Source organism: Streptomyces sp. NPDC127084, assembly GCF_042724175.1.
GTDB lineage: Bacteria > Actinomycetota > Actinomycetes > Streptomycetales > Streptomycetaceae > Streptomyces.
The window spans coordinates 1-16,392 of record NZ_JBHXFA010000152.1 but is presented as its reverse complement, the minus strand read 5'-3'; the positions used below and the strand labels follow the sequence as shown (position 1 = coordinate 16,392).

The following is a 16,392-nucleotide window of genomic DNA, read 5'->3' as shown; positions in this document are numbered from 1 at the left end:
GCGCCCCAGTCTCAGAGTCTTTCTCTCTTAGTGTTTGTCATTCTTATATAGCGTCTCCCAAAGCCGAGCATGGCAGCCACCCCGCCTCGGCGACCCGGCCGACGAGCGCACCCAGATGGGCCCGCTGATCTCCAAGACCCAGTTGGAACGGGTGCGCTCCTACGTCCCCGACGGCATTCCCGGCATTCGTGGCACCGCCCCGGCGGGCCCGGGCTTCTGGTTCCCGCCGACCGTACTGACCGGGCTCGCCCCCGACGCGCCCGCCGCGGTCGAAGAGGTCTTCGGCCCCGTCGCCGTCGTGCTGCCGTTCGAGGACGAGGACGACGCCGTACGTCTCGCCAACGCCACCGAGTACGGGCTCTCCGGCTCCATCTGGACCCGTGACATCGGCCGTGCGCTGCGCATGTCGGGCGCCGTCGCCGCGGGCAACCTGTCTGTCAACTCCCACTCCAGCGTCCGCTACTGGACCCCCTTCGGCGGCTACAAGCAGTCCGGTCTCGGCCGTGAACTCGGCCCCGACGCGCTCACCGCTTTCACCGAGACCAAGAACGTCTTCATCAGCACGGAGGCATGAACCACCATGACCGACACTTCCCAGTGCCGCCGCCTCGTCGGCCGCACCGCAGTCATCACCGGAGCCGGCAGCGGTATCGGCCTCGCCACCGCGCGCCGCCTGGCCGCCGAGGGCGCGAACGTCGTCTGCGGCGACATCGACGAGACCGCGGGCAAGGCCGCGGCCGACGAGGTCGGCGGTACCTTCGCCAAGGTGGACGTCACCGACGCCGAGCAGGTCGAGGCGCTGTTCAAGACCGCCTTCGACACCTACGGCAGCGTGGACATCGCCTTCAACAACGCGGGCATCTCACCGCCCGACGACGACTCCATCCTGGACACCGGCCTGGACGCCTGGCGGCGGGTCCAGGAGGTCAACCTCACCTCCGTCTTCCTGTGCTGCAAGGCGGCCATCCCCTACATGCGGCGCCAGGGCAAGGGCTCCATCATCAACACCGCCTCGTTCGTGGCCCGGATGGGCGCGGCGACCTCCCAGATCTCCTACACCGCGTCCAAGGGCGGTGTGCTGGCGATGTCCCGCGAACTGGGCGTGCAGTTCGCCCGTGAGGGCATTCGGGTCAACGCGCTCTGCCCGGGCCCGGTCAACACCCCGCTGCTCCAGGAGCTGTTCGCCAAGGACCCGGAGCGCGCCGCCCGGCGGCTCGTGCACATCCCCACCGGCCGCTTCGCCGAGGCCGAGGAGATCGCCGCGGCCGTGGCGTTCCTCGCCAGCGACGACTCCTCGTTCGTGAACGCGACCGACTTCCTGGTCGACGGAGGCATCGCGGGCGCCTACGTCACCCCGCAGTAGCGGTCACTGCCACCCTGGCCCCTGCCATCCGGTCCCCGCGGACACGAAGTCCATCGGGGGATCTTGGCAGCCCTTGCCGATCAACGCTCGAAAATTGCGGTTTTGGCTGTTCAGAAGGGGTGCCCGGAGAGGTACCCCTTCGCCATTCCTCGGGCTGCCCATCGACACCGCGTTGGCTGGGGGCCGGCGATGGCGGCCGACCTTGAGCGCGCATCCGTCACCTACGATGCAAACGCGCATGTGATCACGGGAGGTGATTTCCCGATCAAGTGTGGGAAAGAGGGAAAGATTATGGGACACGGAACGTATAGAGGCGTTCTGCGAAGATGTACGGCGGTCCTGCTCGGCACGCTCGGACTCCTGGCGAGCCTGCTGGTGGCGTCGACGGCGGCCCAAGCCGCCCCGACGCTCCCGGGCGGCAAGGCGAACTGGGTCGTCTCCGTCGGTGGCCTTGACATGCCGGGCAACAACAACTATCGGAACTGGGTGCGGCTGGGGTACTACACCTTCCAGGCGGACGGCACGGTCACGACCGACTTCTGGTCCTGGAACCAGCGGGACAAGCCGATCCGAGTCCCAGCCGTCACCAACGCGAACTGCGGTGCTCCCGTTCCCACGTGCGACGTCCGGACCGTCAAGGGCTTCGGCAGCGGCCCCAGCCAGGGCTTCCAAGGGACGTACGCGCACGCGCCTGGTGGCCGTGTGGTCGTGACGTGGACCAAGGACAAGTCCGGGACCGCCCTCGCCAAGCCGCTGGCCGAGTCCTGGATCCTGGAGTCGGCGCAGCTGGCGGGCGGGGGCGTGGCCCGGATGCGCAGCTCGAACTACTACGCCGAGCAGTTCGATGCCACCGTCCCCGGGCCCATCGACCCGTTCTCCGACTACGGAGCCACTTTCGGGATCGCGTACGGCTCCAATGCCGGCACGTCGAGCCGTGTGCCCATGGAGCAGCTGCTCACCGACGACAAGTACAGCACGGAGAAGTACAAGGGTTCCTTCATCACCGCCAACGGCGGTGTGGTGCGTCGTGAGGGGACGGGCGGCGACTGGACATTCAGCGGCGAGGGGGCTGGCGCCACCAACGCGGGGAAGCCGTGGCAGGCTTGCGCGGGCGACGCCCAGTGCATGGGCTATCTCCAGCCGGGCACCAGCTGCAAGCCGCAGGGCGGCAACAACTCCAAGAACCGGGTCCGTTACCTGGCCGAGATGGGCACCGGTCGGCAGAACACCGAGGAGTACTGGTGCGAATCGCTCCTCGGCAAAAGCGGCGAGCCGTGCTACACGTACAACTCGCATCCCCGGCCCATGCTCCAGGTCATCGACGACGCCGGACGTTTCCAGGGCTGGGTGGGCCTGGAAGCCTTCACACACGTGGAAACCAGTGATCCGCAGAAGCCCACGGCAAACCTGAGCGGCTACTACTGGGGCGTCTTCGACATGGTGTCGGAATCCCAACTGCGGCCCGACCTCTCCGAGCCCGGCACGGTGCGGAAGTTCCAGCTGGCCCACGGCAGCAGCGGCGTCGACAACGGCACGCTGAACTGGGGGTCCCGCAGCGTCACCTTCGCGGGGACCAACCGTGTCGTCAGCGGCTGCCGCAAGGTTGAGATCATCGCGATGACGCCGAACGGGCTGACGGATGTCGCGACGACGTCCAAGCTATGCGCTGGAACGGCGGACAGACCCTTCTCCGGCACACTGACCATTGACGTGCCCGGCGGCCCGAGTCGCGTCCAGGTCGCCTACCTGGCGTCGGACGACGGATCGGAGCCCACGACGCCGAAGTACACCATGCTCTGCAGCCGCAGCGGTTGTGCCTATACCAGCTACCAGGAGCCCACCCCGAACTTCCGCGTGGCCCACGGCCAGAGTTACGCGGTGGGCGAGCTGAACTGGTCGGACCGCAGCGCGGTCTTCTCTGGCAACAACCATGTAGCCAGCGGCTGCCGGTACGTCGAAGTGATCGCCTCGGCTCCGAACGGGACCAGCGACCGGCGCACCTCCAGCCCGCTGTGCGTGGGCATGGAGGCGGACAACACCCGGCCGTTCAGTGGCACCGTCACCATCGACCTGCCGGGCGGTCCGAGCAATGTGCAGGTGACGTACTGGGTGTCCGATGACGGCGGTCTCACCTACTCGACCAAGGAGACGGCGACCTGTACCCGGGTACGGTGCTACACCACCGAGGACCGTGACCCGATCACCGAGTTCCGGGTCTCGTACGGCAACAGCGTCGCCACCGGCAGGGTGACCTGGCTCGAAAGGTCTGTCAGTTTCTCTGGCAACAACCATGTCGCCACTGGCTGCCGCTACGTCGGACTCGCCGCCGTCGCGTCCGGGGTCGACCGGCGTGCCTCTTCCAGTCCGCTGTGCGTCGGAATGGAGGCGGACAACACCCGGTCCTTCGCCGGCGCGATCGACCTCTCGGACGTGGAGGGCGGTGCCGGGTACGTCGACATCACCTACCTGGAGCCGGTCACCGGTAAGGACCCCCGGGTCCTGGACACGGCGAGGTGCACGCGCGACGGCTGCGCCTAAAACGGCTGCGCCTAGGAGCGTGCCTCGGTAACGGGCAGTAGGCCGGGCGGTCGTGATCGGATGATCGATTGCGGCCGCCCGGCGGTGTGTGCGGCGGACCCGGGCTGGGGTGACCTCGGTGACGTCGTCGGTCGGCCCGAGCCGCAGCGAGAGTCCGGGATCCGGCCACGAGCGGTCACCTGGCGGCGTGGCCCGATACTGCCGTTGAGTGACCATGCCGACGTGAAGTCCGTGGGAAGGTCCGGTTGGACGACGGTCACGTCACCGTGCGGGGAGTATCGGCGGAGGTTGTGGGAAAATTCGCGCGACCCACACTCGATCATGAACCGGGATGCTGAATCATGCGTTCTACTCTCAGGGCGTTATTCACAACACTCTTCTCCATAGGTCTGCTTTTCGCTTCAGGCCCCGCGCAGGCGGATACCCCCGACCCGGTCAACTGGCCGAAGCCAAGGTTCATCACCTACAACGTCTGCGGCGCTGCGTGCGAGATCTACACCGGGTCCAAGACCGCTTGGCGCGATAAGATCGTGAGTGCCGTGGACTCGTGGGACGCTGATCTGGTCATGTCGCAGGAGATGTGTTACGGGCAGTGGAAGCTGCTGCGTGATTCGCTGCAGGACCGCTCCAGCGGCGACAAGTACGACTCGGTCTGGGGCGCGACGCTGGCGTCCGCGGACGGGTGTGGAAAGTGGGGCACGGACAAGCGCTTCGGTCTGGCCATCTTCGCCAAGGGCGGCCCCGGCACGATCGACAACGGCAGCCGTACCGTCGACTTCCTCCCTGAGCCGACACCGGCCGAGGACCGTATCCTCCTGTGTGCCAGGACGACCGTCACCGGGCGCGCGGTCCGTGCCTGCAACACTCACATCGACTTCCGAGGCGATAACCCCAAGGCACAGATCCGGAAGGTTGCCGAAATCACCAGGGGATACGCCAACCAGGGCGACCCTGTGGTCCTCGCAGGTGACTTCAACCAGCTCCCCAAGGACGTGGACATGGCACCCCTCTACGTCCACAGCGGTGGAACCGGTGTGTTCCAAGAAGTCGACGAGAACGACAAGTCGCACTTCACCGGCACCGACTGCCCGCAGAGCGGGGACCGCTGCCGCAGCGGTGAAGCGACGGCTGAGCCTGGATGCTCGCCCCACGTCGGCGAACCCGGAAAGATCGACTACATCTTCTTGAGCTATTACTGGTTCAAAACCGTCCGCGGTGACGCCGCAGCCTGCACTCCGGGCCTTTCGGACCATCACCTTCTGCGTGGCGCTGCTGCGTGGGAACACTGAGCTTGTCCCACCTTCCGCGCGTGGGTCTGAGAGGCCATTCGTAAGATCGTCGGGCCCAGGGGCTCCGGCTGTGGCTGTGAGCTTGTCGCCGTCTGATGGCTCAGGCGACTTGGCCGTCCGGAGCCCCGTGACGATTCGATCGCCAATTGAGATACGCGACTCTATCGCTGTGTAGGGCATGGTCGGCGAGGTCGCCCGCGGGACCGCTGTGACGATGAGCCGACGGACGAGACCGTGCCCGAGATCTGGGCCGCCGTGGACATCGGACCGGATACGTTCGGCGGCGGGACGCCGGTAGTGCTTGGTCGGGTTCGTATTGGGGTGGGCATGTCGCGGTGGCTGGTGGGGCAGGCGCCGGTCCAGCCGGCGAGGAGTGTCCGGAGCTCGCGTACGACTTGGTAGAGGGTCGGGCCGGCGCCGTGTCTTTCGGGGCACGGGCCAGTCGCTGCAGGGTGCAGAAGGCGTGCGCGACGGAGACAAGGGTGACGTGGTGGTGCCAGCCGCCCCAGGTCCGGCCTTCGAAACTCCCCCTAGAGGAACGTACGTCCTTCGCCCCGGTAGGTCGGGACGGACGCCACCACCTGCTCACCCGAGACCAGCCGCAGCTCATCGAACCGCTCGCACATCTCACCGGCCTTCGCATGGCGGAACCACACCTTGTCGCCGATCAGCAGATCGTCGGCGGCGGCTCCGAGCAGCGGGGTCTGCACCTCGCCCGCGCCCTCCATCGGGTCGTAAGCGAGACCCTCCGGCAGATACGGAACCGGCAGTCTGTCCCGCCCCGCGGCCCCGGACGCCGGATAGCCGCCGCCGAGCACGGTCACCGCACCCACTCCCGGTCGGCGCACCACCGGCTGCGCGAACAGCGCGGCGGGACGGCCGCTGAAGGACGTGTAGTTGTCGAACAGCCGCGGCACATAGAGCCCGGAGCCGGCGGCGATCTCGGTGACGGCCTCCTCCGCCGCGGTGTGCTGCACACTGCCCGTGCCGCCGCCGTTCACGAACTCCAGGTCCGGCACCTCGGCGCGCACCGCCGCCACCACGGCCGCCCGGCGCTGCGCCAGCTCGCGACGGGCCGCGGACTGCATCACACGGATCACCCGCGAACGCACCGGGCTTCCCGACACCGCGTCCCCCACCCCCGCGACATGGCCCTCATAGGCCATCAGGCCCACCAGGCGGAAGCCGGGGCGACGGGATATCTCCCTTGCCAGCGCGCCCAGTTGGGCTGGTTCGCGCAGCGGTGAGCGGCGGGCGCCGATCCGCACCCGCCCGCCCAGCAGCCGTAGCGCGGTGTCCAGCTCCAGGCAGACCCGGATCTCCTCGCCGCCGCCGTCACGCGAACGGTCGATCAGATCGAGTTGGGCCGGGTCGTCCACCATCACCGTGACCGCGGCGGCGAGTTTGGCGTCACCCGCCAGCTCGGCGAAGCCCGCCCGGTCGGCGGACGGATAGGCGAGCAGCACATCACCGAAGCCGGCACGGGCCAGCCAGACGGACTCGGCCAGGGTGAACGACATGATCCCCGCGAACCCGTCCGTCGCGAGGACCCGTTCCAACAAGGCACGGCAGCGCACGGACTTGCTCGCGACCCTGATCGGCTTTCCGCCCGCCCTGCGGACCAGGTCCACCGCGTTCGCGTCGAAGGCGTCGAGGTCCACGATGGCGAGCGGGGCGTCGAGATGAGCCGTGGCCCGGTCGTACCGGGCCCTGTCGGCGGCACGGGGAGTCATGGCCCGAGCTTGCCAGAACCGCTGTACCCGAGGGTAGGGGGATGTTCTGGGCAGATGCCGCGCGCCCGCCGACCTGTGCCCTGAGGCCCTCGGCGAGCCCGTAGAGTGGCCGTCACACGGTGACGAACGGGCCTGCCTCGGCGATCCGCGGCGTGCACGGACACTGGAACAGGGGGGCGGATGGGCACCGAGGCACCACACACCTCCCGCACCGCCGAACCTCACCTTCCCCCGGCGCCTCCGCGGCCTCCCGTACCTCAACAGCCTCCGGCCCCCGCGCAGCCGGGGAACGATGTCGGACCGGGGCGACCGGCAACCGGGCAGGCGTCGGCACAGCCACCCACACCACCACCGGCACCAGCGGTACAGCCGCCCGCGCTGTCGCCGTCACAGCCGCCGGCATCCACCGCGCCGGGAAGCACGGCCGCGAACAGCGGACTGCCAGCGGGCGACCGGCGGCCGGGTGAGGTGCGAACCGAGCCCGTTCCTCCGACCCGCGGGCGCATGCCCGTGCCACCGCAGCGGACGAGCGGCGGCGGCACGACGCCGGCCGCCCCGCCGTCGCCTCCCTCCCTGCCGCCGCTGCCGGTGGGGCGGACATCCGGCGCGGTGCCGCCGCGGCCTGCGAGTCCGCCCCCTGCCGCCGGTCAGACGGCCTGGCTCCCGCCCACCGTGTGGCACGGATATCCGGGCTTCCACACCGAGCAGCCCACCGAGATCACCACCCGGCTGCGCCCCGTGCGCACCCGGCACCCCGCCAGGACCCCGGCCGCCGTCGCCTGCCTCGTCCTCGGTCTCGGGCTGATCGGGGGCGCCGCAGCGGGAAGCTGGCTCGTGGACGGCTCCACCACCCGCGGCGCCGCCTCCACGGCAGCGGCCGACTACGACGGCGTACGCGCGCTCTGGCACAGCACCCCCGTCGACGAGCTCTTCCCCCGCACGCTCAAAGGCCCCGGGTCCGGTCCCGGGGGCGCCGATCGCGTGTGGAAGCGCCTCGGGGTCGCACCGGACACGGAATGCGCCGCGGCGCTCGACCCCCTGCTGGCCGAGGCGGTCCGCCCGGTCGGCTGCCTCCGCGCACTGCGCGCCACCTACGCCGATGCGTCCTCCAGCGGTGTCACCACCGTCGGCATGCTCTTCACCCAGGCGGACCGGCAGGCCATGGCAACCCTCCGAGGCAGGTTCACACGGGAGAACCTCGACCAACGAGCCGACCTGATGCCCCGGGCGTACGCAGTCCCCGGAACCGTCGCCGCGGGCTTCGGCGACGAACAGCGGGCCAGCTGGACGATCGACGTCCTGAGCGACGCCCCGGTCCTCGTCTACGCCGTCTCCGGATTCGCTGACGGCCGTACGGTGACCGACCCGCGCCCGGCGAGCGAGGCGACCATCGCGGGCGCCACCTCCGCGCCCGCGCAGTCTGGCCTCGGCCACGAGGCCAGGGGCCTGGCCGGCGGCATCGAACGAGCACTGCGGGCGTCTGCGGCCAAGGCCTCGGAGCAGCCCGAATGACCGTGCGACCCCATGACCCGCTGCCGCGGCGGCTCAGACACCGGCTCACCGGCAGTGTCGCCACTGCCCTCGCGCTCGTGTTGGTGTCCGTCGCGCCCGCTCACGCCGACAGCATCCGGGCCCGTCAGTGGGCACTCGACACGCTGCACCTGGAACAGGTCTGGCGGACCACCAAGGGCGACGGCGTCACGGTCGCCGTCCTCGACACCGGGGTCGACGACAGCCACCCCGATCTCACCGGCCAGGTGCTCCCCACCAAGGATCTCGTCGGCTTCGGCGCCGGGCGCGGCGACCGGGCGTGGGCACGGCACGGGACCGCCATGGCCGGGATCATCGCCGGACGCGGCCACGGGCCGGGGCGTGAGGACGGCGTGCTCGGTGTCGCGCCCCAGGCGAAGATCCAGCCGGTGCGCGTGATCCTCGAGGGCACGGACCCGTCCCGGGCCCAGGCCCGGAAGACCCGCAACTCCGCCCTCGCGGACGGAATCCGCTGGGCCGCCGACAACGGCGCCGACGTCATCAACCTCTCGCTCGGTGACGACAGCGAGTCCGCGCACCCGGAGAAGGGGGAGGACGCCGCCGTCCAGTACGCGCTCGCCAAGGGCGCCGTAGTCGTCGCGTCGGCGGGGAACAGTGGCGAGAAGGGCGACCACATCTCGTACCCCGCGGCCTACCCGGGCGTCATCGCCGTCACCGCGGTCGACCGCTTCGGCACCCACGCCTCCTTCTCCACAAGCCGCTGGTACGCCACCGTCAGTGCCCCCGGCGTGGACGTGGTCATCGCCGACCCCGACCGTAAGTACTACGAAGGCTGGGGCACCAGCGCGGCAGCGGCCTTCGTCTCCGGAGTGGTCGCGCTCGTCCGGTCCGCCCACCCGGGACTGACCCCGGCTCAGATCAAGCGGCTCCTCACGGACACCGCCCGGGACGCGCCGCAGGGCGGTCGCGACGACGCCAAGGGATACGGCACCGTCGACCCGGTTGCCGCGCTCAAGGCGGCGGGAGAGCTCACCCCCGGCGAGCTCTCATCGGGCGAGCCGCAGGCGTCGTCCGCGCCCGGCTACCGCGAGCGCTACTTCGGCAGCGGCCCCGCGCCGTCGCCCGACACCGACGCACCCGGTGGGATGCTGGTGCCCCTGGCCGGTGGGACCGGCGCGCTGCTGCTCGTCTGCGCGGTCGTGCTGTGGTGGGGCGGACGCCGCCGCATCTGAGAAGGAGCCCGGCCGCCGTCCGGTGTGCACCGAGGCCGGAACCGGCGAACCGGCACCCACAGGCCGCTGCCTTACCATCGCGCGCATGAACGGGACGCCCTCGGACGCGTACGCCCGGCCGCCACGCGCCAGGATCCTCCTCGTCGAGGACGACGAGCCCATGGCCGAACTGCTGGAGGCCTCGCTGCGACACGAGGGCTACGAGACGGTCACCATGACGAGCGCCCGCCAGTGCCTGGCCGCAGGCCCGGCGCCCGACTGTGATCTGCTGCTCCTCGATGTCACCCTGCCCGATCTCGACGGGTTCGAGCTGTGCGGGCGGCTGCGCAGCGCCGGCTGCGAGCTGCCGGTCATCTTCCTCACCGCGCGGGACAGCCGTGCCGATCTGCGTACGGGCTTCGCGCAGGGCTGCGACGACTACCTGACGAAACCCTTCAGCCTGGAGGAGCTGACCCTGCGGATAGCCGCCGTACTGCGCCGCAGCGGGCGGACCGACCCGGTGGACCGGCCGCTGCTCCTGGCCGATCTCGTGCTTGACGACCGAGCCCACCGGGTCACCCGGGGCGGCCGGGAGATCGTCCTGTCGCCCACCGAGTACCGGCTGCTGCGCCACCTGCTCCGGTGGAGCGGCCAGGTGCTCTCGAAGGCGCAGCTCATCGAGGCGGTCTGGGGGTACGCCGACGCCGGCCGCGGCGACGGCAACCTTGTGGAGGTGCACATCAGCCAGCTCCGCAGAAAGATCGAGGCGGACGGTCCGGCACTGATCCACACCGTACGCGGATTCGGCTATGTGCTGCGCTCGGACGGGGGCTGAGACATGCCGCTGCGAGCACGCCTCGCCCTCCTCGTGGCCGCCCTGCTCACGGGTTCGGTTGCCGTACTCGGCGGCGGCACGCTGTGGTGGACCCGGTCGAGCCTCATCCACGAGGCTGACGCCCGGCTGCTGCGTGCCCGCGCCGAGCCGCAGGCGTCGGGCCCGGCCGCGGCCGGCCCGGCCGAACGGGCCGGACACCCGGTCAGGCGGGTCGCCCTGCTGCGCTTCGACGCGCGGGGACAGCTCGAAGAGGCCAAGCCGTCGGAGCTGACCGGGGATCCGGATCCGCTGCCGGCCGTGCCCTGGAAGACCGTGCTGTCCGCGGCCCGGACCGGTGCCATCGCGGAAGCCGAGAGCGCGGACGGGACGCTGGAGTACCACTGGACCGCGGTCCACCGGCCCGACGGCGGCGCGACCGTGTTCGCCGCGTCGCTGGGGGAAGTCGAGCAGACCACCGACCTCCTGCTGTGGAGCCTGGCGCTGGGCGGCGGCGCCGTCGCCGCCCTCGGCGGCGGCATCGGCTGGTGGCTGATGCGCCGCGAGCTGCGCCCCCTGGACGACTTGGTGGATGCCACGGAGGCGGTGGCTGCCGGTGACTTGACGCGCCGTATCGAACCTCGGTCCGCTCGCGACGAGGTCGGGCGGCTGACCGCGGGGTTCGACCGTATGCTCGTGCAGCTCGACGCGTCCCTCGCCGCCCGCGAGGCGGCGCGGCTCAAGCTGGAGCGGTTCGTGGCCGACGCGTCCCACGAACTGCGCACCCCCTTGACCCTCGTCCGCGGCTACGCCGAACTCCATGGCAGGGGAGGACTGCCGCCCGGCCCCCGGCTGGATCGGGCGATGGCGCGGATCGCGGCGGAGACGGAGCGGATGACCGGCCTGGTCGAGGATCTGCTGTTTCTCGCACGACTCGACCACGAGTGCGCGGATACGGATACGGATACGGAAACGGACACCGGCGCGGACAGGGACGGGGAACTCGCCACCGCGGTGGAGGTGTCCGCCGTCCTCCGGGGGGCGATCGACGAGCACCGTGCGATCGGCCCCGGACACCCCGTCGAACTGGAGCTCGCGACCGACCCGACGGTCTGTGCGAACGAGCTGCGGCTGCGGCAGGTGATCCGGAACCTGCTCGCGAACGTCCGCGAACACACTCCGCCCGGCACCCTCACCCGCATCACCGCCGAACCGGTCGGCCCGGCCGTCGAGATCCGGGTCGCCGACAACGGTCCCGGAATCGGCGCCGCGGATCGCCCCCACGTCTTCGACCGCTTCTACCGCCCCGACGGCTCCCGCGCCAGGTCACGGGACGGCTCGGGCCTCGGACTCGCCATCGTCGCGGCGCTGGTGAGCAGTTGCGAGGGGACGGTGGCCGCCCTCGAGACTCCCGGCGGCGGAGCCACATTCCTGGTGCGTCTGCCCCGGCCGGGGGAATCGGACGGGGTGTGACGGTCCGTCGAAGCCGGACGTCCCGGCCGGACGCCCGAGATCTTCAGCGAACCCTCAGGACGGCTTCAGCGGCTGGTGCCGCTGGGGCTGACAGCGTCCCTGTCCAGCGGATCGGCGACGCCAGGAACCAGTCCGCCCACCTTCCCGATTTCCCCGAGCCAAAGGTACGGCGTGACAGTGACAGCGAAAGCGGCAGCGACCCACACGGCCCGACGGCACGCACTGCGAGGCCTGGCCATGGCGAGCGGCGCGGTGCTGCTGGCCGCGGCCTGCGGCAACCCCAAGGCTCCGGAGGAAGGCGCGAGCTCGACGTCCGCGGCGTCCGGCGAGGGCGTGCCCGCGGCCTGGTCCGCGGTCACCGACCCGAAGAAGATCCCGCTCGGCGACGGCAAGGTCGCGACCTCGGCACAGAAGGACGCCATCTACTCCTGCCGGACGTCCTTCCGGCAGGGCGGGGCACGCCACGACGGCCCGTGGTTCGACAACGAGAACAAGACCTGGGACTCCACCGCGAAGGTGCGCGTCCAGGGCGAGCACTCCTGGCCGGACGCCGAGTACAACGAGAGCACCAAGGGCGACTCCCGGAACATCACCTCCAAGAACCTGCCGACCCAGCAGGTCACCGGCACCTTCCCGATCGAGCGGTCAGACCCCGCCTACCAGTACGACACCAACCCCAACGCCATCGAGCCGGAGACGGTCGACTTCACGCTGCCGCTCAACCCGACCCGGGCCGACAGCCCCAGCTGCGTCGACATGGGAGCGATCGGGGTGCTCAAGAACGGGGTCTACATATACAACTCCCTCGATGACGCGGGACGGGACGCGGCGGCTCACGAGACCCAGGACGTGTGCGACGGGCATCCCGACGGCGCGGAGGCGTACCACTACCACAACATTCCGTCCTGTCTGCTCGCCGCGGCCGACAAGAAGGGAGCGACGCTGGTCGGTTATGCCCTGGACGGCTTCGGCATCTACGTCGAGCGGGACGACAAGGGCAACCTCCCCACCAACGCCGACCTGGACGAGTGCCATGGCCGCACCAGCAAGGTGATGTGGAACGGCAAGGAGACGTCGGTCTACCACTACAGCGCCACCCTGGAATTCCCTTATACCGTCGGCTGCTTCCGCGGCACACCGGTCGAGCCCCCGGAGCATGACCGCACGGGGAACAACCACCGGGGCCGGCAGCGCCCCGGGCAGGGCGGCCAGGACCAGGGTCAGACACAGGGGCAGGGCCAGCGGCAGCGTCCCGGTCAGGCGCAGGGCCAGAGTCAGGGGCAAGGGCAGGGGCAGGGGCACCACTGACCCGGCTGAATCCGGCCACCGTCCGGCCGCCACGCGCGGGGACAGCGGCAACCGCTGTCCCCGCGAACACCACGGCGCATGGGGCGCTGACGGGCGGCGGGGGGCACCGGAACAGCCCTGCACTAGGCTCATCGCGTGGCGCTCAAGAACATCCCCGACTCCCCGTTCCCCGACGACGACGGTTCCGCCGACCCCGCCCTCACCACGGCGCTCGCCGCCTGGGCCGAGGACCGGAACGCCGAACAGCCGGTCCTTGAGGCACTCAAGGGCGCCCGGCTGCTCGTCCCCGTCGTCGCGCTGCTCGGCGAGGTCGAGGTGGACGAGCAGGGGCTGCGCCGCGAGAAGACCAGTGACATGGCCGTGCCCACGCTGACCCTGGGAGACCGTCGGGCGCTGCCCGCGTTCACCTCCACCGAGTCGCTCGCCCGGTGGGACCCCCAGGCCAGGCCGGTCGCCGTACCCCTGCACCAGGCCCTCGCCGCCGCCGTACACGAGAAGGCGGACACACTCCTGCTGGACCTCGCGGGCCCTGTCCCGTACCCGCTGACAGGGCGGGCGCTGCTCGCCCTCGCGGAAGGGCGTACCAGCACCGATCCGCTGGGCGATCCGGCGGTACGGGAAGCGGTGCGGTCCGTGGCCGCGGCCGAGCCCGGGCTGATCCGCGCCCACCTGGGCCCCGGTAGCGCCGACGGCACCCTCGCGCTGGTGCCTGCGCCCGATGCCGTGCCTGCCGAGGTCGCCCAGCGCGTGGCCCGGGCGCTCGCGGCGGACGAGACCCTGCGGGCCCGCCTCGTACGCGGCCTTGATCTGGCCGTGCTGCCTGCGGAGGCCGCGCCTCCGGGGGAGCCCCTCTACGTACGGCCGTAGGGAGCACCGCATATCGTGTGGCGCATGAGTGACGCGACCCCCAGCAACGAGACGCCGAGCGCTGACGCCGCAGAGGCTCCCGACTTCGACGCCATGACCCGGGACATCGCGGAGGTGCCCGCGGTCGAAGTGATCGTCACGGTCGCGGTCAACCTGATGAGTGCCGCCGCTGTGAAGCTCGGGCTGACCGAGGACGGCGACAAGCACAAGGACCTGGACGAGGCGCGCAAGCTGGTGCACGCGCTGGCCGGGCTGCTCGACGCCGGTGCCACCGAGATCAGCTCCTTCCACGCGGCCCCGCTGCGTGACGGGCTGAAGTCCCTCCAGCTGGCCTTCCGCGAGGCGTCGATCGTCCCGGACGAGCCCGGGCAGGGCCCCGGCGAAAAGTACACGGGCCCGGTCTACGGCTGATCCTCACCGGGCCCCTGACCCGGACCACCAGGACCGAGCGCCAACCGGACCCACCCGGTCCGCGCTCCTCCCGGTTCGCTCCCACTGCGGGGAGCTGCTAACCTGTTGTAACGACCGGTCGGACATCCATGTGTCCGACCCACAAGTGGAGGCTCCGAACTCCCACCTGCCGCCCCTCGAAGGGTGACGGGTCACCGGTCAGGCGGCGCCCATCGTTCCGTACGGACGATGGAAGCCGTCCGAAGCAGCGCCCCGCGGTTCGCCGTGCGGTGCTCCGGTAGTCCTGGAGCCCCGCCTGTGCCCGTCGGGGCATTTTTCATGTGCCGGCGCGGTTGGTCTATCGAAACAGACGTTGCGTGGCTGTCCGCCAGACCGCCGCGTGGTGCTACCGAGGAGGATCCATCAGCGCCGAGCCCCGCATCAACGACCGGATTCGCGTTCCCGAGGTGCGACTTGTCGGTCCCAGCGGCGAGCAGGTCGGGATTGTTCCGCTTGCCAAGGCCCTGGAGCTTGCCCAGGAGTACGACCTCGACCTGGTCGAGGTCGCGGCGAACGCCCGTCCGCCCGTGTGCAAGCTCATGGACTACGGGAAGTTCAAGTACGAGTCGGCCATGAAGGCCCGTGAGGCGCGCAAGAACCAGGCGCACACGGTCATCAAGGAGATGAAGCTCCGGCCGAAGATCGACCCGCACGACTATGACACCAAGAAGGGTCACGTCGTCCGGTTCCTCAAGCAGGGCGACAAGGTCAAGATCACGATCATGTTCCGTGGTCGCGAGCAGTCCCGGCCGGAGCTCGGCTACCGACTGCTCCAGCGGCTCGCGGAGGACGTCCAGGAACTCGGTTTCGTGGAGTCGAACCCGAAGCAGGACGGCCGGAACATGATCATGGTTCTCGGTCCGCACAAGAAGAAGACCGAGGCGATGGCCGAGGCCCGTGAGGCGCAGGCCGCCCGCAAGGCGGAGCGCCAGGCACAGTCCGCCCACCCGGACTCCGCTGAGGAGCACGTAGAGGCAGCGGATTCCGCTGAGGAGCCCGCCGAGGCCTGATTCCGGGACAACCCGTCCTGGACATCAACCGATACACATGACGCTTTCGCCTGCCGGTTTCCGGACCGGTGACGAGAGCGCCACTGACGAGGAGAGAACGGCGCTATGCCGAAGAACAAGACGCACAGCGGTGCCAAGAAGCGCTTCAAGATCACCGGCTCCGGCAAGGTGCTCCGTGAGCGCGCCGGCAAGCGCCACCTGCTCGAGCACAAGTCGTCCAAGCTGACGCGTCGCCTCACCGGCAACGCCGAGATGGCCCCGGGTGACGCCGCCAAGATCAAGAAGATGCTGGGCATCTGAGCTTGATTTCGTGCCCCCGGGCGACGGGGGCCTCCGGCCAGGACCGGGACCCAATCGTTTCCGGGTCGCGTGAGGACAACCGCGACCCCGCTACAAGGAGTTAACAAGTGGCACGCGTCAAGCGGGCAGTCAACGCCCACAAGAAGCGCCGGGCGATCCTCGAGCAGGCCAGCGGTTACCGCGGCCAGCGCTCGCGCCTGTACCGCAAGGCGAAGGAGCAGGTCACCCACTCCCTCGTCTACAACTACAACGACCGCAAGAAGCGCAAGGGCGACTTCCGTCAGCTGTGGATCCAGCGCATCAACGCCGCTGCCCGCGCCAACGGCATCACCTACAACCGCTTCATCCAGGGTCTGAAGGCTGCCAACGTCGAGGTGGACCGCAAGATCCTGGCCGAGCTCGCGGTCAACGACGCCGCCGCGTTCGCCGCCCTCGTCGAGGTCGCCCAGAAGGCCCTCCCGAGCGATGTCAACGCCCCGAAGGCCGCGTCCGCGGCCTGACGGCCGTCCCTCGCGTCCTAGACCGGTCACGGACCCGCAGGCCACTGG

At 70.1% G+C, this 16,392-nt stretch carries 14 protein-coding genes and 2 pseudogenes; 14 read left to right on the top strand and 2 right to left on the bottom strand.

Going from position 1 to position 16,392, the window contains the following annotated elements; all coding sequences use genetic code 11:
- Positions 1 to 85: 85 nt before the first annotated feature.
- The 4 genes and pseudogenes from ACFWI9_RS27670 to ACFWI9_RS27655 form a co-directional block, all read left to right on the top strand.
- Positions 86 to 574 (top strand): annotated as a pseudogene (locus tag ACFWI9_RS27670) (aldehyde dehydrogenase family protein); the annotation flags it as partial.
- Between the two features lie 6 nt (positions 575 to 580).
- Entirely contained in the window at positions 581 to 1,363 is a 783-nt protein-coding gene (locus tag ACFWI9_RS27665; RefSeq protein WP_387166043.1) for a 3-oxoacyl-ACP reductase, read from the top strand.
- Positions 1,364 to 1,654: 291 nt separating this feature from the next.
- A complete protein-coding gene (locus ACFWI9_RS27660; protein WP_387166041.1) occupies positions 1,655 to 3,901 on the top strand; it encodes a hypothetical protein in 2,247 nt (748 codons plus the stop codon).
- A gap of 341 nt (positions 3,902 to 4,242) precedes the next feature.
- On the top strand, positions 4,243 to 5,190 hold the full coding sequence (locus ACFWI9_RS27655; protein ID WP_387166039.1) for an endonuclease/exonuclease/phosphatase family protein: 948 nt from the start codon (positions 4,243 to 4,245) through the stop codon (positions 5,188 to 5,190).
- Between the two features lie 391 nt (positions 5,191 to 5,581).
- On the opposite strand, the pseudogene ACFWI9_RS27650 reads toward ACFWI9_RS27655, so the two are convergent.
- Together ACFWI9_RS27650 and ACFWI9_RS27645 are read right to left on the bottom strand one after the other, a co-directional pair.
- Positions 5,582 to 5,713, bottom strand: a pseudogene (locus ACFWI9_RS27650) (IS701 family transposase); the annotation flags it as partial.
- A gap of 7 nt (positions 5,714 to 5,720) precedes the next feature.
- A complete protein-coding gene (locus ACFWI9_RS27645; RefSeq protein ID WP_387166037.1) occupies positions 5,721 to 6,923 on the bottom strand; it encodes an amino acid deaminase/aldolase in 1,203 nt (400 codons plus the stop codon).
- Positions 6,924 to 7,427: 504 nt separating this feature from the next.
- Between ACFWI9_RS27645 and ACFWI9_RS27640 the strand changes: the two genes are divergently transcribed.
- The 10 genes from ACFWI9_RS27640 to rplT all read left to right on the top strand — a co-directional run bounded on the left by ACFWI9_RS27640 (position 7,428) and on the right by rplT (position 16,344).
- On the top strand, positions 7,428 to 8,435 hold the full coding sequence (locus ACFWI9_RS27640) for a hypothetical protein (protein WP_387166036.1): 1,008 nt from the start codon (positions 7,428 to 7,430) through the stop codon (positions 8,433 to 8,435).
- Positions 8,432 to 9,646 (top strand): type VII secretion-associated serine protease mycosin, encoded by a 1,215-nt coding sequence (gene mycP, locus ACFWI9_RS27635; protein ID WP_387166034.1) that lies wholly within the window; start codon positions 8,432 to 8,434, stop codon positions 9,644 to 9,646. The genes ACFWI9_RS27640 and mycP overlap by 4 nt, the downstream gene beginning before the upstream one ends.
- An 85-nt stretch (positions 9,647 to 9,731) precedes the next feature.
- Positions 9,732 to 10,460 (top strand): response regulator transcription factor, encoded by a 729-nt coding sequence (locus ACFWI9_RS27630; RefSeq protein ID WP_387166032.1) that lies wholly within the window; start codon positions 9,732 to 9,734, stop codon positions 10,458 to 10,460.
- Positions 10,461 to 10,463: 3 nt separating this feature from the next.
- The gene (locus ACFWI9_RS27625; protein ID WP_387166030.1) at positions 10,464 to 11,909 is read left to right on the top strand and encodes a sensor histidine kinase; all 1,446 of its coding nucleotides are present in this window, start codon (positions 10,464 to 10,466) and stop codon (positions 11,907 to 11,909) included.
- Between the two features lie 171 nt (positions 11,910 to 12,080).
- Positions 12,081 to 13,217, top strand: a complete 1,137-nt coding sequence (locus ACFWI9_RS27620; protein ID WP_387166028.1) for a YHYH protein — start codon at positions 12,081 to 12,083, stop codon at positions 13,215 to 13,217.
- A 135-nt stretch (positions 13,218 to 13,352) separates the two neighbouring features.
- Positions 13,353 to 14,084 carry an SseB family protein gene (locus ACFWI9_RS27615; protein ID WP_387166026.1) on the top strand — a complete coding sequence of 244 codons (732 nt, stop codon included), beginning with the start codon at positions 13,353 to 13,355 and terminating at the stop codon, positions 14,082 to 14,084.
- Positions 14,085 to 14,108: 24 nt separating this feature from the next.
- Positions 14,109 to 14,495: a DUF1844 domain-containing protein gene (locus ACFWI9_RS27610; protein ID WP_387166024.1), complete on the top strand. Its 387-nt coding sequence runs from the start codon at positions 14,109 to 14,111 to the stop codon at positions 14,493 to 14,495.
- Between the two features lie 356 nt (positions 14,496 to 14,851).
- Positions 14,852 to 15,544, top strand: a complete 693-nt coding sequence (gene infC / locus ACFWI9_RS27605; RefSeq protein WP_387166022.1) for a translation initiation factor IF-3 — start codon at positions 14,852 to 14,854, stop codon at positions 15,542 to 15,544.
- Positions 15,545 to 15,649: 105 nt separating this feature from the next.
- Positions 15,650 to 15,844, top strand: coding sequence for a 50S ribosomal protein L35 (rpmI, locus tag ACFWI9_RS27600; RefSeq protein WP_019884943.1), 195 nt, complete (start codon positions 15,650 to 15,652; stop codon positions 15,842 to 15,844).
- Positions 15,845 to 15,951: 107 nt separating this feature from the next.
- Positions 15,952 to 16,344, top strand: coding sequence for a 50S ribosomal protein L20 (rplT, locus tag ACFWI9_RS27595; protein ID WP_385566651.1), 393 nt, complete (start codon positions 15,952 to 15,954; stop codon positions 16,342 to 16,344).
- Positions 16,345 to 16,392 lie beyond the last annotated feature (48 nt).